The 20791-nt window shown below is 66.8% G+C and carries 20 protein-coding genes, 1 tRNA gene and 3 pseudogenes; 17 read left to right on the top strand and 7 right to left on the bottom strand.

Going from position 1 to position 20791, the window contains the following annotated elements; genetic code table 11:
* Window positions 1-15: 15 nt before the first annotated feature.
* Window positions 16-138: a hypothetical protein gene (locus ACYVE7_RS02530; RefSeq protein WP_460362841.1), complete on the top strand. Its 123-nt coding sequence runs from the start codon at window positions 16-18 to the stop codon at window positions 136-138.
* A 31-nt stretch (window positions 139-169) separates the two neighbouring features.
* Here ACYVE7_RS02530 and ACYVE7_RS02535 read toward each other — a convergent pair whose 3' ends face one another.
* Complete coding sequence (locus ACYVE7_RS02535; RefSeq protein ID WP_460362843.1) at window positions 170-505, bottom strand: ArsR/SmtB family transcription factor; 336 nt, start codon at window positions 503-505, stop codon at window positions 170-172.
* An 86-nt stretch (window positions 506-591) separates the two neighbouring features.
* Here ACYVE7_RS02535 and ACYVE7_RS02540 point away from each other — a divergent pair, with 86 nt between their 5' ends.
* The 3 genes from ACYVE7_RS02540 to ACYVE7_RS02550 all read left to right on the top strand — a co-directional run bounded on the left by ACYVE7_RS02540 (window position 592) and on the right by ACYVE7_RS02550 (window position 5918).
* Window positions 592-1992 carry an FAD-dependent oxidoreductase gene (locus tag ACYVE7_RS02540; protein ID WP_460362844.1) on the top strand — a complete coding sequence of 467 codons (1401 nt, stop codon included), beginning with the start codon at window positions 592-594 and terminating at the stop codon, window positions 1990-1992.
* On the top strand, window positions 1985-3259 hold the full coding sequence (locus tag ACYVE7_RS02545) for an MFS transporter (RefSeq protein ID WP_460362846.1): 1275 nt from the start codon (window positions 1985-1987) through the stop codon (window positions 3257-3259). Before ACYVE7_RS02540 ends, ACYVE7_RS02545 begins: the two co-directional genes overlap by 8 nt.
* Before the next feature lie 262 nt (window positions 3260-3521).
* A complete protein-coding gene (locus tag ACYVE7_RS02550; protein WP_460362848.1) occupies window positions 3522-5918 on the top strand; it encodes a PLL family lectin in 2397 nt (798 codons plus the stop codon).
* A 60-nt stretch (window positions 5919-5978) separates the two neighbouring features.
* Here ACYVE7_RS02550 and ACYVE7_RS02555 read toward each other — a convergent pair whose 3' ends face one another.
* From ACYVE7_RS02555 to ACYVE7_RS02565, 3 genes and pseudogenes are all read right to left on the bottom strand, one after another.
* Complete coding sequence (locus tag ACYVE7_RS02555) at window positions 5979-6977, bottom strand: hypothetical protein (protein ID WP_460362850.1); 999 nt, start codon at window positions 6975-6977, stop codon at window positions 5979-5981.
* 230 nt (window positions 6978-7207) lie between these two features.
* Window positions 7208-7751 (bottom strand): annotated as a pseudogene (locus ACYVE7_RS02560) (transposase); the annotation flags it as partial.
* Window positions 7727-8332: a hypothetical protein gene (locus ACYVE7_RS02565; RefSeq protein ID WP_460362852.1), complete on the bottom strand. Its 606-nt coding sequence runs from the start codon at window positions 8330-8332 to the stop codon at window positions 7727-7729. The gene ACYVE7_RS02565 and the pseudogene ACYVE7_RS02560, both read right to left, overlap by 25 nt.
* A gap of 354 nt (window positions 8333-8686) precedes the next feature.
* Between ACYVE7_RS02565 and ACYVE7_RS02570 the strand changes: the two genes are divergently transcribed.
* A complete protein-coding gene (locus tag ACYVE7_RS02570) occupies window positions 8687-8842 on the top strand; it encodes a hypothetical protein (RefSeq protein ID WP_460362854.1) in 156 nt (51 codons plus the stop codon).
* Between the two features lie 218 nt (window positions 8843-9060).
* On the opposite strand, the gene ACYVE7_RS02575 is transcribed toward ACYVE7_RS02570, so the two are convergent.
* Together ACYVE7_RS02575 and ACYVE7_RS02580 are read right to left on the bottom strand one after the other, a co-directional pair.
* The gene (locus ACYVE7_RS02575; RefSeq protein ID WP_460362856.1) at window positions 9061-9237 is read right to left on the bottom strand and encodes a hypothetical protein; all 177 of its coding nucleotides are present in this window, start codon (window positions 9235-9237) and stop codon (window positions 9061-9063) included.
* A 111-nt stretch (window positions 9238-9348) separates the two neighbouring features.
* A complete protein-coding gene (locus ACYVE7_RS02580; protein ID WP_460362858.1) occupies window positions 9349-10884 on the bottom strand; it encodes an ISL3 family transposase in 1536 nt (511 codons plus the stop codon).
* Between the two features lie 536 nt (window positions 10885-11420).
* Between ACYVE7_RS02580 and ACYVE7_RS02585 the strand changes: the two genes are divergently transcribed.
* From ACYVE7_RS02585 to ACYVE7_RS02630, 10 genes and pseudogenes are all read left to right on the top strand, one after another.
* Window positions 11421-12773, top strand: a complete 1353-nt coding sequence (locus tag ACYVE7_RS02585) for a Fic family protein (RefSeq protein WP_460362860.1) — start codon at window positions 11421-11423, stop codon at window positions 12771-12773.
* A gap of 233 nt (window positions 12774-13006) precedes the next feature.
* Entirely contained in the window at window positions 13007-13225 is a 219-nt protein-coding gene (locus ACYVE7_RS02590) for a hypothetical protein (protein WP_460362862.1), read from the top strand.
* Window positions 13226-13500: 275 nt separating this feature from the next.
* Window positions 13501-14271, top strand: a pseudogene (locus ACYVE7_RS02595) (IS256 family transposase); the annotation flags it as partial.
* A 385-nt stretch (window positions 14272-14656) separates the two neighbouring features.
* Window positions 14657-14947 (top strand): hypothetical protein, encoded by a 291-nt coding sequence (locus ACYVE7_RS02600; RefSeq protein ID WP_460362864.1) that lies wholly within the window; start codon window positions 14657-14659, stop codon window positions 14945-14947.
* Entirely contained in the window at window positions 14916-15428 is a 513-nt protein-coding gene (locus ACYVE7_RS02605; protein WP_460362866.1) for a DUF6879 family protein, read from the top strand. Before ACYVE7_RS02600 ends, ACYVE7_RS02605 begins: the two co-directional genes overlap by 32 nt.
* Window positions 15421-16287, top strand: coding sequence for a helix-turn-helix domain-containing protein (locus ACYVE7_RS02610; protein ID WP_460362868.1), 867 nt, complete (start codon window positions 15421-15423; stop codon window positions 16285-16287). The genes ACYVE7_RS02605 and ACYVE7_RS02610 overlap by 8 nt, the downstream gene beginning before the upstream one ends.
* A 34-nt stretch (window positions 16288-16321) precedes the next feature.
* Window positions 16322-16612, top strand: a complete 291-nt coding sequence (locus ACYVE7_RS02615; RefSeq protein WP_460362870.1) for a hypothetical protein — start codon at window positions 16322-16324, stop codon at window positions 16610-16612.
* A 20-nt stretch (window positions 16613-16632) separates the two neighbouring features.
* Window positions 16633-16836 (top strand): hypothetical protein, encoded by a 204-nt coding sequence (locus ACYVE7_RS02620; RefSeq protein ID WP_460362872.1) that lies wholly within the window; start codon window positions 16633-16635, stop codon window positions 16834-16836.
* Window positions 16837-17082: 246 nt separating this feature from the next.
* Window positions 17083-17229, top strand: a complete 147-nt coding sequence (locus tag ACYVE7_RS02625; protein WP_460362874.1) for a hypothetical protein — start codon at window positions 17083-17085, stop codon at window positions 17227-17229.
* The gene (locus tag ACYVE7_RS02630; protein ID WP_460362876.1) at window positions 17226-18011 is read left to right on the top strand and encodes a protein-L-isoaspartate O-methyltransferase family protein; all 786 of its coding nucleotides are present in this window, start codon (window positions 17226-17228) and stop codon (window positions 18009-18011) included. The genes ACYVE7_RS02625 and ACYVE7_RS02630 overlap by 4 nt, the downstream gene beginning before the upstream one ends.
* Before the next feature lie 625 nt (window positions 18012-18636).
* Here the strand turns inward: ACYVE7_RS02630 and ACYVE7_RS02635 are convergent.
* Window positions 18637-18722, bottom strand: a tRNA-Leu gene (locus tag ACYVE7_RS02635).
* Window positions 18723-18870: 148 nt separating this feature from the next.
* Here ACYVE7_RS02635 and ACYVE7_RS02640 point away from each other — a divergent pair.
* Complete coding sequence (locus tag ACYVE7_RS02640; protein ID WP_460362878.1) at window positions 18871-20163, top strand: M20/M25/M40 family metallo-hydrolase; 1293 nt, start codon at window positions 18871-18873, stop codon at window positions 20161-20163.
* A 90-nt stretch (window positions 20164-20253) separates the two neighbouring features.
* Window positions 20254-20791, top strand: a pseudogene (locus ACYVE7_RS02645) (hypothetical protein); the annotation flags it as partial.

A 20791-nucleotide genomic window follows, 5' to 3' on the forward strand; every position in this document is an offset into this window, starting at 1 on the left:
ACCTGGGAGGTCACCATGACCGCTTCCGATTCCACCGCCGCCTGCTGCTCGTCCGGCGAACTGGCCGTCTGCTGCGAACCCGAGGCCAAGGACGCCTGCTGCGGCACCCCGGCGCCTTCGGCCTGCGGCTGCCGCTGACGGATCCGGGTGTGGGCGGTCATCGGGCCGCTCACACCCGCGGGACGAGCACGGCCGACAGCCGGCGCATCGCCTCCGGGACCGCCCAGTAGAACACGAACGTCCCACGCCGTTCGCAGCCCACCAGACCGACCTCGCGCAGCACCTTCAGATGGTGGGAGATGGTCGGCGCGGACAGCTCGAACGTCGGCAGATCGCACACGCACAGCTCGCCGGGCGCGGAAGCGATCGCGCTGAACAGCTGGAGCCGCACCGGATCACCGATCGCCTTGAACGCCTTCGCCAGCGCCGCCGCGTCCTCAGCGGAGATCGCCTGCTGCGCCAGCGGGGCGCAGCAGACGTCGCCCTGCGGAAATTGATTCGACATACCTCTAATTTGACACACGTCGATCCAAGATGCCAAACTCCAGCCACCGGCTACTTAGATAAACTTCTAACCAGGGAGAGATTCCGATGAGCGACACCACCCCGTCCGGCTGCTGCGGCCCCACCACCACCGACCCCGCCACCGGCGAAGCCCGCCGGGAGTTGAGCTTGCCGGTCGTGGTGATCGGGGCGGGGCCGGTCGGGCTCGCCGCCGCGGCTCACCTGGCTGAGCGCGGCCTCCGTTTTCTGCTTCTGGAGGCCGGGGACGAGGTCGGCGCGTCGGTTCGTCAGTGGGGGCACGTCGGGTTGTTCTCTCCGTGGCGGTACGGGGTGGATGCCGCCGCCCGCCGGCTGCTCGACGGCTCCGGGTGGGCCGCCCCCGACCTCGACGCGCTGCCGACCGGCGCCCGGCTCGTCGACGACTATCTCGCTCCGCTGGCGGCGCTGCCCACGATCAAGGAGCATCTGCGGACCGGCGTCACGGTGGAGGCGATCTCCCGCGCCGGATATGACCGGCTCCGCTCCGCCGGACGCGAGGACGCCCCGTTCGTGCTCCGCGTCGTCAACGCCGACGGGTCGCGGGAGCAGCTCCGAGCCCGCGCGATCATCGACGCCTCCGGCAACTGGACGTCCCCCAACGTCCTCGGTGCGGCAGGCCTGCCCGCCCTCGGCGAGCACGAGGCCGCCGCGTGGATCGACCACGCGCTGCCCGACGTCCTCGGCGCCGACCGCGAGCGGTTCGCGGGCAAGCACATCCTGGTCGCGGGGGCGGGCCACTCGGCGGCCACCTCGCTGATCGCGCTCGCCGAACTCGCGGAGACCGCACCCGGCACGAAGATCACCTGGGCGATCCGCGGCACGTCGGCCGCCCGCACCTACGGCGGCGGCGACAACGACGAGCTCCCCGCCCGCGGCAGGCTCGGCACCCTCGTCCACCACCTCGTCACCACCGGCAAGATCACCCTGTTGGCGGGGTTCTTCACCGAGGAGGTCCGCCCGGCGGCCGACGGCGTAGAGGTGATCTCCCGCGCCCCGGACGGCGCCGAGCAGACCGTCACCGTCGACCGGATCATCGCCGCCACCGGCTACCGCCCCGACCACACGATCGCCTCCGAGCTGCGCCTGGAACTGGACGCGATCATGGGCGCCACCCCGGCGCTGGCCCCGCTGATCGACCCCAACCGGCACTCCTGCGGCACCGTCCCGCCGCACGGCGTCGACGAGCTCGCCCACCCCGAGCCCGGCTACTACATGATCGGCGCCAAGTCCTACGGCCGCGCCCCGACCTTCCTGCTGGCCACCGGCTACGAGCAGGCCCGCTCCGTCGTCGCCGCGCTCGCGGGCGACTGGGAGGCGGCGCGCAACGTCGAACTCGACCTCCCCGAGACCGGAGTCTGCTCGTCCAGCAACGCCGTCGGCCTCGGCACCGGCATCTTGGCCCTGCCCCTGCTGTCCGCCGACGCTCCCGGCGGAAGCTGCTGTGGCTGACACCACCGCCGCCCCGGCCACCACGCGCCGGGGCGGCGGCGTGCCCTATGGCTGGCGGCTCGTCGGGATCTTCTCCCTCACCCAGACCGTCGGATACGGCGTCCTGTTCTACTCCTTCGCCGTCATCCTCACACCGATGCGCACCGAGCTCGGCCTGTCCACCGCGACGGTCTCCGGCGCCATGACCGTCGGGCTCCTCGTCTGCGCCGTCGCCTCCGTTCCCGCCGGACGGATCCTCGACCGGCACGGCGGCCGCGCCCTCATGACGCTCGGATCGATCGCCGGGACCGCGCTCGTCGCCGCCTGGTCGCAGGTGCAGAACACCGTCCAGCTCTACCTGGTGTTCGCCGGGATCGGCCTGGTCTCCGCGATGGTCCTGTACGAGGCGGCGTTCGCCGTGATCGTCACCTGGTTCGAGCGGCGGCGCGGGACCGCGCTCCTGGCCGTCACGATCGTCGCCGGATTCGCCTCCACCATCTTCATGCCCCTCACCGGATGGCTCACCGACGCCCGCGGCTGGCGCGACGCCGTCCTGATCCTCGCCGTCGTCCACGGCCTGTGCACGATCCCGCTCCACCTGTTCGTCCGCCGCCCCGACGGGGACGCCGAACAGCCCGTCACCGTCCAGACCACGGCATCGGATCGGGCCGAGATCCAGCGCGCGGCGCTTCGCGACCCGTTCTACCGGCTCCTCGGCCTCGCCCTGGTCGCCCACGCCCTCACCTCGACGGTCCTGGGCGTCCACCTCGTCGCCTACCTCATCGACCTGGGCCATCCGGCGGCGTTCGCCGCCACCGTCACCGGCCTGCTCGGCGTCCTGTCGGTCACGGGACGGCTCGTCACCACCGCGGTCTCCCGGCGGGCGTCCCTCACCACCATCGCCGCGGTGATCTTCACGATCCAGGCGGCCGCGGCGCTCCTCCTCCCCCTGGCCGGACGCGGAAGCGCGGGAGCGATCGGCTGCGTCCTCGGCATCGGCCTGGGCTTCGGCGTCGTCAGCATCATCAAACCCGCCCTGCTCGCCGCCCGATACGGCACCGCCGCCTTCGGCACCCTCTCCGGCCTGATCATGCTCCCCACCGCGACGGCCAAGGCCCTCGGCCCCTTCGCCGCCGCCGCACTCCTCACCGCCACCGACTCCTACACCCCGGTGATCCTGACCGTAGGCGCCGCGTTCCTCCTCTCCGCCCTGACCACCCACGCCGCCGGCCGCCACCTCCCTGAGCGTTCGGGGCCGGGCGCCGGACCCCTTCCTCACCAGCCCTGACGGCACCCGGGAAGTCGCCGAGACGGTCCGCGGCAGCCTCGAAACCGCCTTCACTGAAACCGGCTGTCCCGCCCATCGCGAAGCCCTCCCCGGCGGTCCGGTTCTCCAGATCACGCTCACGGAAACCACGTCCGGGCGATTGGCCGGAATTGCCCGGGAGATTCCCGAGGCGGCCCGTTCTGTGTTCTCTTAATGAGACGTCCGAGATGGGATGTTCCGGCCATCTCGGCGTTCAGTTGCCGCCTTGCCGAGGAGGTAGTGCGTGTCCCGCGGTTCTCTCCGTGCTCGCTGGTGGCAGAGGCCGGGCCGTGGGGCGGTGATCGTCGCGCTGCTTCTGTCGGCCGTCGGAGCGGGGCCTCCGGCCGGTGCGACGGCCGCGGCACCCGCCGCGGTGGGCGCCGCACCCGTCGCGGACGCCGGAACTCCGGTGGTCGCGGAACTCGAGGGCGGCGACACGGTGCTGCTGGCCCGCCGCTTCGGGAACCTGGTCCGGCGTGTGCACCACGCGGCGGACGATTCGTGGAGCCCCTGGGAGAGCACCTCCGGCGCCGCGGCGAGCGATCCCGCGACGGCCCGTGAGCTGAACAAGCGGCTGTCGGTCGTCGCGACGCGTGCCGGCGGCCACCTGTGGTGGCAGCGGCAGAAGGCCGACAACACCTGGTCGGACTGGATCGACCTCGGTAGACCCACCGGTACCACCGCCGTCGGCTCCCCGGTGCTCGTCACCAACGACAACACGTACGGCAACCGCGCATCGGGGAACGGCGGCATCTTCGCCGGCAACACCTCCGGCGTCATCTCCGGGATCGTCGCCGGCAGCATCGCCGGCAACAGCGACGGGCGTCTGGAGGTGTTCGTCCGAGGCGCCGACGGACGCCTGTGGCACCGGATGCAGATGTCCCCCAACGGATCGGACTGGAGCAGCTGGGAGGCCCTGCCCGGTAGCTGGTCCGGCGGCTTCACCGCGATCACGGGGCCCGACGGCCGGATCACCGTGGCCGCCCGCAGGGACGACGGCAGTGTGCGGGTCACCACGCAGAAGAAGCCGAGCAAGTCCGACTCCCCGCTGCCCGCCGACAACTGGCCGAGCTGGAAGGAGGTCGGGACGGGCTTCAACGCCGGCCTCGCCCTCGCCGCCACCAACCACGGCGGCACGGCGCTGCTGCAGCTCTTCGGCAACAAGAGCAACAACACCCTGTGGACCGTCGCCCAGACCTCGCCCCGCACCGATCAGAACCCCAACGGAGAGTGGGGGACCGGCACGAAGCTCGGCCCGGCCGTGACCGGCCGGCCCGCCGTCGCCACCCACAGCGACGGCCGCCTCGCGGTTTTCGGCACCGACTCCCTGGGCTACATCACCTACCGCACCCAGACCTCCTCCGCCACCGAGGACAGCTCCAACGGGACCTGGAACGGCGTCTGGGCGACCCTCGGCGACCGCACGGTGCGGTCCTTCACCCTGCGCCCCGCGTCAGGCCCCGGGAACGACGGCTTCGGCGTGTTCGCGCTCGACAAGGACACCGACACCCTCTACCACCGCACTCGCCTCGCCCTGGGATCCGCCAACGGCGACCGCTCGGACGTCTGGATGGACTGGAACAGCCTCTCCGCTGCTGGCGACGGCCCGTGCGACGGCCCCGGCTCCGTCGACTGCGTCGACATCAACAGCGACCTCGGATACACCATGGGCTTGGTGGACCCGAACAACCCGGACAGCGAGATCAACCGCGAGCTGCCCGGCGTCCCCGGAACGGCTCGCCAGACGTGGGCGCTGCGCCGGACGGACGCCTGGAACGGCGCGGTCGAGATCGTCAACCGTACCTGGAACCGATGCCTCAAACGGAAGGTCAACGACGGCTGGAACACCGTCTACCTGGAGCTCGTTCCATGCGATTCCCCCGCTCCGCACCAGTGGCTCCTTGAACCGGTCCCGGCCGAGGGCACTGACGCGGCCTCCCGGGGCCTCGCCGGCTACCGGATCAGGGACAGCGCCGATACCGCCTTGTGCGTGACCGCGCTGGTGACGAGCAGGTGGTGGTACGACGCCACACGGCCGGCGATGATCCCCTGCAAGAGCACCGACTCCAACGACCACAACATCTGGAAGCTGGAGCGCGCCGGCACCCCTTCGCCCGGCGTTCTGAACATCGCGCTCGACCAGGTCTCCCGGAAGTGCGCGAAAGATCCCAGCCACACCGTCGACGTGTGCACGTTCGTGCCCACGCAGCAGCCCGCGGCCTACCGGGCGGTGGGCGGCTGCGTGGCCGGAAGGGTCGTCTACAACCAGAGCACCGTCATGAACATCTACAGCCTGTCCTGGAGCCAGACCACCGGCACCGAGCTCACCATCGGCGGGACCGTGGGCGCGACTTTCGAGGAGCTGAGCTTGGAGTTCAACGCCTCCAACACCTGGATCCAGCAGGACAACGTCACCGACCTGATGACTCTCAACGTGCCGCCGGGCGAGTTCGGCTGGATCGAGACCGCTCCCGTCCGCCGCGAGACGATCGGCTACTGGGAGTTCACCGTCAACGGCGAAAAAGCCTGGACCATCCCCGGCCGCAACCTCTCCTACGCCAAAGACGGCACCGACGCCGCCACCGTAGAAAACACCTTCCGCACCTCCCCAACCCCCCCGACCAGCAAACGCTGCGCTTAGCCCTCCAAGACGGGCAGATCTGCGTTCTGAGCGAGTGACCACGGTGAGCGGCCCCGCGGATCAGCCGTTGTAGCGGTAGAGCCTGCGGCCGGTGTTCCAGAAGACGGAGCGGCCATCGCGGGTGGTCACCAGGGGGGTCCACAATGCCGAGGCTCCGGGAGCTTTGATCTGTTTCGCCCTGAGTTTCGATGTGACGTGGAGGAAGGAGCGGGTGCCGTAGCCGGCCCAGAAGCCGCCCTTTCCGTCCCTGGCAAGCGGGTCCGCGCTGTACGGCATCGTGTACTTCCGCCAAGAAGAGCCGTTCCAGTGGAGCAGACCGGGATCTCCTTCGGGCACCTCGGAGAGGGAGACCCAGACATTGCGGTCGGACAAGGCGAGGACTTCGTCGACTCTGGATCCGTCGGGGGAGAGCCTGAGCGGTGTCATATCGCGCCAGCTCGTTCCGTTGAACCGGTAGATCCGGTTGGTGAAACCGTCGCCGTTGGTTCCCGTCGCCCAGGCGCTTTTGGCGGAAACGGCGCTGATATCGAAGAATTCCGCACCGTCTGGTCCGGGTGCGGCCTTCCATTTTTTACCGTTCCAGTGCCAAGCGCCGGAGCCCTTCCTGTCGTAGATGATCCCGTTCACCCAGACGTCGTTCTCGGCGCGGACCTCCACCTGGGTCGGCCCGCCGGCGAACCGGTGGGCGACGCGCCATTTACCGCCCTTCCAGCGCAAGACCACGTTGGTGCCGCCGGGGACGGTCTTACCCGTCCCGCTGTCGACGGCGTTGACCGCCGCCCACATGCCCGCGCTCGGCGTTCCGCCGGCTGCCCAGATCTCGCCGACGATTCCCTTCGGAAGCGGAACGGCCTTCCAGCGGCGCCCGTCGAAACGCCACGAGCGCGGTTTTCTCTTGGCATCGGAAAAGGCCCAGAGTTCGGTGCGGCTCACCGCAGTGAAGAAATACGGCGACGCCCCCTTGAAGGCCGCCACCTGCGTCCACTTCGATGCTGCCCACGCAGGGGCGGCATCGGCGAGCAGAACCGCCACCACAACGCCCGCAACAAACCGTTTCAACCGAAACCTCCCGTGATCAGTGGCAGGAGGATCCCACAGATCACTTCAAGACCCAGCATCCGAGACAGGCTGCACTCGATTCGGCCCTACCTCCTGACCTCGGGGACGCCCACGGTTGGCCCTCGAGCGGTGGTGGGTCAGTTTGTGGGCCCGGCTGCCGCGCCGGGTGTGCGGGGTTCCACGGGCCCTGGTGGTGTTCCTTCCTGGGTGGTCGGGGTGGGGAGTGGGGGTCAGGGTGCGCGCAGGGTCTGGAGCCGGCCGATCGCGGCGTCGATGAGTGGGGACCAGGTCCAGGAGCGGGCGAGGCGGAGACGGAACCGTCTGCCGCCTCGGACCAGCTGTCCGGTGGCCGAGAACAGCCGCAAGCGCAGGCGTTTGGGTTCCCAGCGGCGGGGGGAAGGTCGGCCAGGGCGAGCATCTGCATCCAGGCGTGCAGGTCCAGGGAGATCGCGACGATCTCGAGCCAGAGCTGGTTCTGCGCGCTGCCATGCAGGGGAGGCTCCGCAGCCCGGTGTCCTTGCCAGTACGGATGCGGTCTTCGCAGCGGGCCCGATGCCGGTGCCGTAGTTCCAGGTCCGCGAGCTGACCGCGGCCACCGCCGGGCCGGGTGCCGGTGACGAAGCAGGTGAAACGGTGCCCGTTGATGTCGGTGAACCGCAGCTGCGCGCCGGGATGGGGGCGTTCGCGGCGGACGATGACGCGCATGCCGCCCGGCCAGGAGGTCAGGTCGAGCAGCCCGGTCAGCTCGGCTACCCACGCGCCTGGGCGGGGCTGCCCGCCTGAGCCGAGTGGTCCGGGCGGCGTGGGGGTCGGTCAGCCCTCGATGGGTGGGGGATGCGGCCGGTGGCGCAGAAGCCGCCGTCTTCGGTGGCTGCGGGGTTCCGTTGCTGCTGGTCCTCGGGTGGGGGCCAGCCGAAGAGGTCGAGCCGCCAGCGGGGTGGGAGGGCGTCGTCGGGGTGTTCGCCGACGCCCGCGAACGGCAGGGCGAGCCGGAGTTCGCCGGGACCGTAGGACAGGCAGGCGATCGCCCCGGTGACGGTGATTTCGCCTTCGCGGGCGAACTCGACGGTGTACGGGCCGGTCAGCTCCTGCCGGAAGCGGGCGGCGAACCACTTGGCCGCCGCTTCGCGGTCCGCGGGATCCGCGGGGGCGGCCGCGGGATTGCCGGGATCGTTCTGGAGCCGGATGAGCGTCTCGACGTCGCTATTCCTGACCGCGGTCACGGTCTGGTCGACGGCCTCGCGCAGTGTGGCCGTGCCGTCCGAGGGGAGTTCCGGCAGTCCGGGACTGCCGCCGCAGCCGCCCGCCGTGACGGCCAGCAGCACGGCGACGCCGAGCGTTTCGCGTACTGTCACCAGTTCACCATATGCCGACATCAATAAGGCGGCGTTCCGTCCGGACGGGAAAGGTTCTGGCCATCGGTAGCGATAATGAGACGGATCAGCTGTGGGATGTGACCACCGGTAAACCATCTCCACTCTCAGCGGCCAACCCTGCCCGCCGACCATAACGCCACTACCGGCACATCAGCATGGCCATGCTCGCCATGGCCTTTCTCGCCGTCCTGCGCCACTCCGCTAAAAAGGGGGACCTCACCCTGTGGACAACACCCGACATCTGACACCACAAAAGCCCCAGACGGGGACGAATATGAACAAGAACCTGGCATTCGGCCCGCTCCGAGCCAACGACGACTCATCAGCCTGTCCATGGCCGAGATCCGCCACCTGTTCAACCTTGCCACAGCAATCAATAACGGGCTTGACCTGGGCATCTACTGGTCCAACTACCGGCGCGCCCACCAAGCCGAAGCACGCAGGCGCCATTTCAGACGGCGCCTGCGCCTCCAGGTTATGAAGATCTAGGCATGTAGTACTAGACGCTAACCCTAGTCTGTTGCCGGCCTTGCTCGGAGAGCAGGCCGCCGAGTGTCTCCACGCTACGTGGGGAAGCCCACCATAGCCATTCATCTGGTCCCCGGCCCCGACGCTGGTGATGTGCCCCTCCCGGAGATGCCGTACAGCGATGTGACGATCGGTGGACAGGCCAACGGTCTGCTCGGGGCCGCCTGGCCGGGCGCGCTCTATTTGGTGGTCGGCCCGTACCTGGGGCCGGTTCCCTTCAGGACCGAGCTGCACGACAGCCGGCCTGCGATACCCGGCCCGGAACGGGACGAGGTCGTCGATGCATCCTCCAGGCCACGGAGATCGTCCAGATGGACATAGAGTGCCGCCAGAAGGGCGTCCAGCTCGGTCTTCACAAACCGATCTTGGACGCCCTTCCTCATGCCCGCAGACGATCACCGAATTTCACATCAACGATCTAGGGGGGAGTGTTGGTCGAACGTCGGGGGTAGCTCTCCGTGATGGCGTCATGGCAGGAGGATGCGGTGGCGGAGGAGATCGAAGCTTGCGCGTCCGTGCATCTGGCGCATGATCCGTTTGGTGCGGGTGTTGACGCCTTCGGTGCGGCCGTTGTGGAAGGGCAGAGTGAGGGCGGCGTCGACCGCGGAGCGGTCGAGGTCGATGCCTTTGATCATGCCGTGCAGGTGCGGCAGGTCCGCGGCGCGGGCATCGGCCATCCAGGCGGTGAGCAGCTGGTCGTTGCCCGGGGCGGGGGTGAGAAGCCGACCGAACACGCCGATCAGTCGGACGAGTTCGGCCAGTTCGGGGCAGGTCGCGGTGAGGTCGTTGAGCAGAGCGGCGTCTTTGTCGCGTAGATGGTCGGGGCGGGTGAGCAGGAGGCGGGCGAGGTGGCGTGGGGTGGTGACGGGCCGGTCGCCTTCGGCGCGTCCTTGGTTGAGGTAGCGGTAGAGAAGGTTGAGGCTGCCGGTATAGCCCAGGTCGGTGATCTCTTTCAGGAGCTGGGTGACCGGGACGGCGGGGTCTTCGGCTCGTCGGGTGCGCAGGTGGTCGCGGTAGGGGTCGACGAGGGTCGGCCGGTAGCGTGGTGCGATCCGGTCGACTTCGGGTTCGCCTCGGCGTGAGTAGCGTTTGACGGTCCCGAGGGACATGTTCAGCCGGCGGGCGCATTCAAGCAGACCGACGCCTTTGCCGAGCAGGTCATGGACCTGCTGCCAGCGTTCCCGGGTGGTCTGCTCCCGGATCCCGCCGGGCCGCGGCGGGTTGACCGTAGCCCAGCACGCGGTGTGGGAGCGGACCTCGGCCAGGGTCTTGTCACACAGGTTTCGCCACAAATGCCACCTATCGCTGACCTGGATCGCGTCTGGGAGCGCCCGGCGTATCGCCTCGGCATAGACGAGCGAGCCGTCCCGGCAGACGACCTCGACTCCTGGATGCGTGCGCAGCCACTCCTCGAGCACGGCCGCTCCACGCCCCACCAGCACGTCGACCGGTTCACTGGTCTCCGCATCTATCAAGATCGTGGCGTACCGGTGCCGGCGTTTCAACGCGAAGTCATCCACGCCCAGCACCCTCGGCACCCGCAACGGCGGAAGCGGCAGCCGCATCAACAACCGCAGCGCACTCGACCTGGACAACCCGACTGCCAGCGTCACTGACAGTCGGGCGCCGGCCCGGCCCGCGAGCTCGTGAACCACTGCGCCGAGCTGGTCCGCCAGACGGCTGGTCCGCCGCTGATACCGCTCCAGCAAGCCCGGCACCTGCTCACGGAACGTCCGCCGCGGACAGCTCCACCGCCCGCAACGCAGCCGCCGCACCCGCACGCCGATCACGACCCGGCGGCCATCCACGGGCACGTCCCTGATCATCCGCCCACACCAGTCATGCACCTGCCTCGTCGGCACCCCGCACTCGGGACAGGGCACCGGATCATCCCTCGTCCGCGCCGATACTCCGATCCACTCACCCTGATCCACCACATCCTCAACGACCAGCGCCGACAACCCCGAGAACACCGCGCCAACCAGCGCATCGACCTCCAGCACCCTCCAGACTCCCACGAAGTCACACAGAGCTACCCCCGATTACGGGACAGAGCCGGTCGAACGGTGGGGCCAGCGCCTCAGGCCGTGCCCCTGCACGGGTTCGACTCGTTAACCGGATCACACCTGCATGGCTGCTCGATCCTGGCGTGGTCGGGTTGCGTCGTGCGTTGGTGTTGTCCTGCCGGTTCGCGGTCGGGCATGGGGATTCGTGACGGTGGCCCAAGATCAACCATTCACCCAACCCCTGCCCCCTATCCGGCACCTACGACCTGGACGCGGCGTAACCCAGATGCCCGCCCGAACCTGCCCCGCCGCTCGTACCGGCGGGGCATTCGCCTTTCATGGACTTGCATCCCGATCCACCAACAGGCGAGGGCTCCTCACCTGGCAGGTACTGAACGACTGGACCGACGGAAACCCTTGTCGATCACCTATGGCAGCCAGGGTTCAGGCAACGCTGCCGTGGGCGCAATGAAGTATGGCTGCTTCTGAGCGATTTTACCTTCCAACGTGGACAAAACCTCTACGCTGGGGTCATGAGCAAATCGCCCGATGCCAAGCTCTCTAACACGCCTTATCTCATTCAGAGTGATACGGCAACGGCAACTCGGTTCGTCAAGGTGCAGAGCAGATCGAATGAGGTTCGAGAACGTGCAGCTATCGTGCATGATCGGATATCAACCGAAGCTTCAGAACTTCTCGGACCATATCAAATAGCCATGCGAAGCGATCTGGTTGCCGAGAGTAACAGGATTGAAGGATACGATTGGAATCAGCACCAAGTAAGGGAACTTGTCGCGACCCATAAAGAGCTTGTAAGTGGTCCTATTGGCGCCTTTGTTAATGCCCTTCGAGGTGATGGCCGGATCTACCAGGCCCTTGGTCTGTATCGGGCACACGAGCTTGCCGATGAATGGGCGGCAATCGATGTCCGTCCGCGCGAGTACGAGATTAGAAGTCTTCACGGAATAATCATGGCGGGCAATCAATTTGCTGGCCGCTATAAAGTCGCGAGCAATTCGATAGGTGGCTCTGCCCACAAGACAACCGAGCCCTGGGATGTGCCTAGGGCAATGGGTGAACTCGCAGATTGGTGGGAAGAAGGTACTTCCGATCCCGCCCTTGACGCGACGGTCGCACATGCATGGCTAACGCATATCCATCCTTTTGAAGATGGCAACGGTCGGATGGCTCGTGTGCTTGCCAACCTCGCACTTGCACAGGGTGGATACCCTCCGTTTTTGCTCAGGTCAGAGGCCGACCGGGGTCAGTATTACGATGCCCTTGCCGCGAGCGATGGTGGTGACATCCTCCCGCTATACGATTTGGTGGTCAGCGTCCTTCGGCGGACAGTGAAGACGATGGCGAGGCCAGACTATGTCATTGAAATTGCGCGGGACCGACTGCTTACCAGTGAAAGGAACATATACGGTCTCTGGAAGGCTATGCCGCAGGAATTTGCCCGGATTCTAGATGTTGAGCTAGCAAGGTACGGTTGGAGCTCTGAAGTGCAAGGTTATCCGGACCTGAGTTCCTTTGCGCTGCTGCGCGATCGTCAATCTGACGGAAATTCCTGGTTCATGAAGGTTTTTAGTCCTGAAGGAGTGCCGGAGTGGCTCCTCTGGTATGGCTACACCAGCAACATTTGCTTGGACATAATTGGCGATCAAGATAGATATCCGTCAATTTTCTTCTCTGTCCGGGATAACAACCCATCGTCCGTGCACCCGTATCAGTCGATGATTGATATGAGAAGCGACCTGCCGAATGAGGTTGTTTTGCGACCTCTTGTGAAGAAAAAGGCTGTCCTTCGGTGGGACTATGAGACTGACGATATGGATATTAAGGAGGCGGCGCGGCTTATTGCAAAGGAGCTCGTTCGCCGTTGACGCTGGCTTACCGTGGGCATCTCTGTGACAGCACGCCGTTCCAACTTCAGGTATTGGCGGCCGGCGGCGGGATCTTCCGGGCGATCAGACAGATGCGTTCCCGCACCCACTCACCGATCCGTCTCGGACGACCCCCGCTCCATATTGGGTCCAACGCATCGAACCCGCTCGTGGGAGTGTTCGCTCGACGGTGGGTTTTGAGCTGCCATAGCCACCCCGAGTACGGTCCGCGTGTGCCGGCTGGTGTGGAGGCCGCTCTCTACAGCGGCGACGGTTCGCCAGGCCAGTGCCAGTATCTCGACCCAGCCTCGACCGGCGGGCTCGTCGTCAGCATGGCCACGCTCGCTTGGACCGTGTACCAGGACCACAAGAAGAAGCACAACGCGGCTCCTCCCGTCCATCCAGCCGAGAACACCTTCATCGTGGGCGTCGCCCACCCCTCGATCGCCTGACCCCGGGCGCCAGCTCCAACAGGAGATTGTCGAGTAAACGGCGGGGCCATTGCCTCAGGCCATGCCCCGGCACGGGTTCGACTCGGCAACTGGATCCCGGTCAGATGGCTTCATCATCAGGCCGCGCCGTCAGCTGTCGCTGCGTGATCGGTTTGTTATCCGACCCGCCGTCTGACCTGGGGATTCCGTGAGCGGGTGGTTGCCGCTGCTCGCCGGGTATGGGGGTTCGTGTCGGTGGGGGACCTGCACCTTAGCTACACGAACGCCATTCGGTCCTCATGAACAGGCCACTCGACTGCGTCTACGCGATCTTGTTCATCGACGCCATCCACGTCAAGATCAGGGACGGGAAAGTCGCGAACCGTCCCATCTACATGGTCATCGGCGTCACCGCCGAGGGCTGCCGCGACATCCTCGGCTTGTGGGTCGGTGACGGCGGCGAGGGCGCGAAGTTCTGGGCGCATGTCCTCACCGAGCTGCGCAACCGCGGCCTCAAGGACGCCCTGATGGTCGTCTGCGACGGTCTGAAGGGCCTGCCCGACGCGATCAACCAGGTCTGGCCACTGGCTGTGACCCAGACCTGCATCGTTCACCTGCTGAGGAACACGTTCCGTTACGTTCCGCGGCAGCACTGGCAGCAGCTCGCCGACGCACTCAAACCCATCTATACCGCCCCGACCGAGGGCGCTGCTCTCGAGCGGTGGATGGAGGTCGCCGAGTCCTGGGGCCTCCGCTATCCCGCGATCGTCCGCCTATGGGAGAACGCCTGGCCAGAGTTCGTCCCGTTCCTCGAGTTCGACGTCGAGATCCGGAAGATCATCTGCACGACCAACGCGATCGAGAGCGTGAACGCCCGCATCCGCCGCGCGGTCCGCGCCCGCGGCCACTTCCCCAACGAGGCCGCCGCCCTCAAGTGCGTCTACCTCGCCGTCATGAGCCTCGACCCCACCGGCGCCGGCCAAGCCCGCTGGACCAAACGGTGGAAAGCCGCCCTCGGCGCCTTCGACCTGGCCTTCGACGGCCGCCTCACCAACCCACGTCACTGAACAGCAACAACCACCTGTCCCACCTTTAACTCAACACTCCCGCGTCGCGGGCGCAGAGCAAAGATCAACCGGCTGGTGGCCGACCGGTGCTAGAAACACGTACGGCCACCTAGATCAACTAGGTGGCCGTGTACGTAAGGTACGTGTCCGAGGGGGACTTGAACCCCCATGCGCTCGCTGAAGCGGCCCAGGGTGTGACCTGGGAAAACATGCACCTGACCAGGGACTTCTTGCTTACATGGTTGTAGTCCGATGGGGCCCGTTGGAGGGCGTTCCGGACCGTGTTGCAACCCCGGTTGCACCCCGATTGCACTCGATTTGGGCCTACCTCTTGACCCTATGGACTCTTACGGGTGAGGGTCTGAAGGAACCGGGAGGCACGATCTTGGAGAGCAACATGGAGAAACCTCGCAGCGGTGACGACGAGCTGACGGCTACCTTCTTCTGCAAGGACCCCGACTCCAACCACGGAGAGGACTGCGAGACGTTCTACGCGACGGACCGTGGCTCCTGGATCGTGCAGAGTAAGAAGCGCGGAGAGGCCGTCCGGGCTCAACTCGTGTCCCTGGCCGATGATGAGACGTTCGGGGAGATCTCCGGCCGAACCATGGATGCGTTCGTCCGTAAGTACGTGAGGGAGCGCTATGGATTTGATCTCGCCGACGCGGCGGAGTGAGCTGATCTGGACCTCTAAGGAGGTCCGCAAGCTGGAGCTTCTAGACGACTATCCGGCGGATGCGGAGCTGTTCAGCGCCTGGCGCAGCGGTGATGTGGCCGCTGTCGAACGGATAAGGGATGTATGGCGCGCGAAACTGGCCGATGAGTCGGGGGCGGGCCTGAAGTGGCGTAGGGTCCGTGTGATCTCCGAGCCTCTCTCGGAGTATCAGCGCATGGCGGTGGAAATCGCTCTCCCTGAGGAAGACCTTCGGTGGCTACCCCGGAGGCTGGTCTCGGCCATCCCGCTACCGGCGAACGACTGCTTCGTTCTGGACTCCGAAGCCGTGATCTTCAACGTTCACGGCGGAGACGGGCAGCGTAGCGAGATCCAACTTTCCCTGGACGAACAGGCGGTCGCCTTCTGCCGGGACGCCTTCGATGTTGTCTGGTCCATGGCCGTCCCCACAAGCGAGTACCAGGCCCGGCTGACCCTTGTCTGAGTTGCAGCCGTCGAACGCGGCCAAGAAGGCGTTCGGCATTCGCCTTAAGGACATGCGCCTTGATGCCGACCTGTCCGGCGTTGCTCTCGCTCGTCAGTGGGGCTGGCACAAGTCCAAGGTCTCCAAGATCGAACACGGTATCTACACGCCCTCTGAGGACGACATCCGCAAGTGGGCTACGGCCTGCGGTGCGGAGGATCAGGTGCCCGAGCTGATCGCCGCGAACCGCCAGATAGAACAGATGTGGTCCGAGTGGCGTAGGGAGCTAAGGGCAGGCCAGAAGCACATCCAAGCGCGCGGCTTGACTCGCTATGCGGCGACACGTCTCCTGCGTGTCTATGAGCCCTTGGTGATCCCGAGCAGCCTCCAAACCCTGGGTTACGCTACGGCGGTTCTGACAATCAACGCCCGTGTTCACGGCTTGCCTCTAGGCGATGTGGAGGAGGCGGCGCGCAACCGTGTCGCCCGCCAGGAGCTGGTGACCTCGGGAACGACGAACACCTATAACTTCATTCTTGAAGCCTCTGCGCTTCGCGTGATCTACGGTTCCGTCTCGACCATGCTCGAACAGCTCGACTTCCTAGAGCAGATTGCCGGTCGTCCGAACGTCGCCTTCGGAATCATCCCCTTCACGGTCCAACGCACCCAGTTTGCAGGCGAGGGTTTCTACCTCTTCGATGAGCGCGAGGTACGACAGGAGTTCTGGTCTGGTGCCTTCCGAAGCTCACGTGTCGAAGACATCGCCTACTTCGGCCGAGTCTTCAGCTTCCTGCGAGACCAAGCCGTCTACGGTCAGGAAGCCCGCACCGAGATTGAGACTGCCCGGAGGCAGTTGCAGCAACCTGGAGCAACTCCGTAGCCCATGAAACACTCACGCGCCTACCGTCGTGGTCATGACGATGAAGAGCGGCACGGAGAGACAGGGTGAGGCGCTGCGGGCGCTTGGTGATGATCTGGAGAGTCGGGGCTTCGGGATTCGGCTGGTTGAGCCGCTTGGGGCGGCTCCGTTCTTGCGGGTGACTAGCCCGTCGTCGGGGGAGTTCTCGGAGCATGTGACGGTCAGGCCGGATGGTGAGGTGCTGGCGTTCTTCTGGTCGTGGGATGCGCCGATCGTTCCTGTGTCCGAGGTCGCCGAGGCGGCGGAGCGGATCGCTTATGTGCTGACTCCGCAGGGTGCGGCGTGAGCGGGCCGTCTGATCCCCAGGTGTTGATGCGTAAGGCCGGGGCTGCTGCTTTGGAGGGGAAGGCGGCGGGTTGGCTTGTGGGGTTCGGGGAGTACACGAACCGGTTCTGGGCTTTGGCTGGGCATCTGGTGAAGCCGGTCCATCTGTCGGCGGGGACGCTGGCGGAGTTGGAGTGCCGTATGTGGGAGATCGAGACCACGTGTCCGAAGTGGCGGGCGGGCTGATGGGGGCTGATCTCGCGGCGATCGCGTGGACGCTCCTCGCTTACGGCGGGGTGTGCGTGGGGTTCGGGTTCATGCTCGGGACCGTGGGCGGCCCTCAGCTTCTTGACCGGGTGTCGCGTCGCAGACGCCCTTGATGCTCCCTGGTCGGGCGGTCCCGTCGAACCAGGTGTGTGCACAGCAACCGTGACAGGAGCGCGGCCGTCCGGCCGGGGTTCCCTTTATTAGTAGTTCGAAGCGGTGGAGAGGATGGCGAAGATGGGCCACGGCAAGAAGGACCAGTGCGGTGCGTGTGGCGGCAAGGGCAAGATCGACGTGCCGAACGACGGAAACAGCGAGGACACCGGTACCCACTCCGAGACGTGCCCGACCTGCAACGGGAGCGGTGAGAAGTGACCTTCACCTACGGGTCGGTGGAGCTGCCCGCCGACCGGCGGCTTTTCGTGCCGGACACGATCTACGTCCGTGAAGACAAGTGGCTGGTACCGCTGCGGCGCTCGGAGCAGCCGGAGGAGTGGGAACGGCTGGTCAGCCTGGACGACGCGGTGACCACCCGGACCGATGAGGACGATCCTCAGCTTCCGGGGGCGGACTACCCGCCGGGCAAGGGGTTCTTCCCCCTGTCGTCCTCCAGCGCTCCGAGCCTGATGGCGCGCATGATCGAGGCCCTGGACGTGAAGCCGGGCATGAGGGTTCTGGAGATCGGTACCGGCACCGGGTACAACGCCGCGTGCCTGGCGGCACTGGGCTGTGAGGTCGTGTCGATCGAGATCGACCTTGAACTCGCTGACCAGGCACGCGATACCCTTCGGGACGCGGGCGTGACGGGCGTGGTGGTCATCGGCGGAGACGGCGAATACGGTGCTCCGACGTACGCCCCTTATGACCGGGTCATCGCTACGGCGGCGGCCCACACGATCCCGTATTTCTGGGTGGAGCAGACCAGGAACGGCGGTCTGATCGTCGCTCCCTACACGGGCGAGGGCCACAAGGCCGCGCTGCTCGTCCTGAACGTGCACGACGGCATGGCGATCGGCGAAGTCGAAGGCGGAGCGGCGTTCATGCCGCTCCGGGGCCAACAGCTCACGCAACCCGAGTTGAACGCCATCGAGACCAAGCCCGGCCTCCGCGTCGAGGTCACGGCCGAAGGGCAGCGGCTCACCACGGCGTCGGCCTGATTCTTTCTTCTTCAAACGCACGATCCAACATTCCATCGACGGCAGGCACCAGAGAGAGCGAGCCGCGAGAATCCGACATGACCGCACGGTTCGAATGCGGAGTGCGGTGTGGCTGAGCTGCGCTCCGATCTCGGTGCGGAGCGCGGCCGCCAGGTGAACGTGCCGGACGCTCGTGCTCCCTTTGCTGAAACCTCGCCCGGATACGTGCACCGGATCGGCGCACGGTCCGATCATGATGCCCGTCATCCAGGCGGTCTCGGCGAAGGATGGCTGACTACCGCTCCACCGGGGACGCTGCGGCACGCCTTCCCCCGGTTCCGCTGAGCAGGTTCGCTAGACCCGCAAGCTGGTGGAGCCCCTGTTCACCGGTACCGGGCGTGAATCGGGGCAGCCGGACGGCTGGTTCTGGACGGCCCTGACCACGCGACGCCATCGAGGTTTTCGAGGGGGCGAAGCCCTCCTCGCCAGCCCCTGGGGCGAAGCCCCAAAAGGATGAGCCCGAGCAAAGCGAGGCCCAAGCAGTTGACCCTAATGGCTGGGGGTCCGGGGGTCACCCCCCGGGAAAACACAAAGGACCCAGTGCGGTAAGCGACCTAAGTCGCGAACACACTGGGCCCTGGGACCGTGTCCGAGGGGGGACTTGAACCCCCATGCCCCGCAAAGGGCACTAGCACCTCAAGCTAGCGCGTCTGCCTATTCCGCCACCCGGACGTGGGTGCTTCCGCGCCCTGAGGCGCGGTGGCGTTCGCAACTGTATCAAAGGTGCGGGGTGGTGGCGATTCGATCTTGTCGAGGGGGTGGGGGAGGGGGCGGGATAGGGTTTTCGGGAGGGTTGGCGTGCGCGTGGGGTGGAGGTGCTGTGGACGAGCTCGTGGTGGACATCTGCCGGGATCTGATCCGGATCGATACGAGCAACTTCGGCGATCATTCGGGGCCGGGGGAGCGGAAGGCCGCCGAGTATGTGGCGGAGAAGCTTGAGGACGTCGGGATCAAGACGACGGTCCTGGAGTCGCACGCCAAGCGGACGTCGGTCGTCGCCCGGATCGAGGGGGAGGATCCGTCGCGGGACGCGCTGCTGCTCCACGGCCACCTCGACGTCGTCCCCGCCCAGGCCGGCGACTGGACTCACGACCCGTTCGGCGGGGAGATCGCCGACGGGTGTGTGTGGGGGCGCGGCGCCGTCGACATGAAGGACATGGACGCGATGATCCTCGCGTCCGTGATCGACCGGGCGAAGACCGGCCGCAAACCCAAGCGTGACCTGGTCCTGGCGTTCCTCGCCGACGAGGAGGCCGGCGGGAAGTTCGGCGCCCACTGGCTGGTCGACAACCATCCCGGGCTGTTCGAGGGGTGCACCGAGGCGGTCGGCGAGGTCGGCGGGTTCAGCCTGACCGTGCCGGGTGACCGGCGGCTCTACCTGATCGAGACGGCCGAGAAGGGCCTGGCGTGGATGCGGTTGAAGGCCGTCGGGACGGCCGGGCACGGCTCCATGGTCCACTCCGACAACGCCGTCAGCGAGCTGGCCCGCGCCGTCACCCGGCTGGGTGATCACCGGTTTCCGATCCGGCTCACCAAGACGGTCCGCCGCTTTCTGGAGCAGGTCTGCGAGGCGTACGGCGTCGAGTTCGACCCGAACGATCCGGAAGCGTGCCTGCCGCACCTCGGCACCCTGTCCCGCATGATCGGCGCGACGCTCCGTCACACCCTCAACCCGACCCGCCTGGACGCCGGATACAAGGTGAACGTCATTCCGCAGGAGGCGACGGCGCAGGTCGACGGCCGTTTTCTGCCCGGTCTGGAAAAGGATTTCTTCGACCAGGTCGATGCGCTGCTCGGCGACAAAGTCACCAGGGAATTCGTCCATTACGACATCGCCGTCGAAACGGACTTCGAAGGCGGCATCGTCGACGCGATGGAGGAGGCCCTGACCTGGGCCGACCCGGGCGCGATCCCCGTCCCCTACTGCCTTTCGGCCGGGACGGACGCCAAGTCCTTCGCCCAGCTCGGTATGCGCTGCTTCGGTTTCGCGCCACTCAAACTGCCACCCGAATTGGACTTTTCCGGAATGTTCCACGGGGTCGACGAACGAGTTCCCGTGGACGGTCTGCAGTTCGGCGTGCGTGTTCTCGACCGTTTCCTCGACCACGCATAACCATTCGGCTATGGATGCCCGCACGTGAACTGAACGTGGTGCTACGGTGACCGACCGTAGGGACAGTCCCTACGGTTCCGAGGAGGCCCCGTGGCGTGGACGCAGGCGAGGACGGTCACCGTTCTCCGTGCCGCCCTCGCGCACGTCCTCCGGAGCGAGACCCTGCGCCGTGTGCTCACCGTCGTCGGCCTGGTCGCCGTCGGCTGGCTGATCGGCGGCGCGGGCCAGGCGGCGCACGCCGAGACCGGTGAACCGGGTGAGCCCGTGCTGACAGCGGTCTCCTCGGTGCTGCGGCTCGCGTCCGCCGTCCCCGCGCACACTCCCGCCCTGGAGACGGTCGTGCCGGCCGTCCCCGGCGGCGGGCCCAAGCCCGCTCCCGCGGGCGAGATCACCCATTCTCGGACGCCGCGCCCGGCACCTCAGGCGCGCACCTCGACGGGGACGTCCGCGAACCGTCCGGCCAGCCGACCGGCCGTTGCGAAGGCGGCCGAGAAGAAGGCCGTCCCAGTCAAGGTCCGGCACAAGAAGTCCCGTCCCGTGGCGGGGTCCCGGCCTGTTCCGGCGGCTCCCGTCCAGGAGACGGGCGTGCTGCCCCCGGCGGCGGGCGGCGCGGCCGTCGCCTCCGGCT

The sequence above is a fragment of the Actinocorallia lasiicapitis genome, assembly GCF_054778695.1.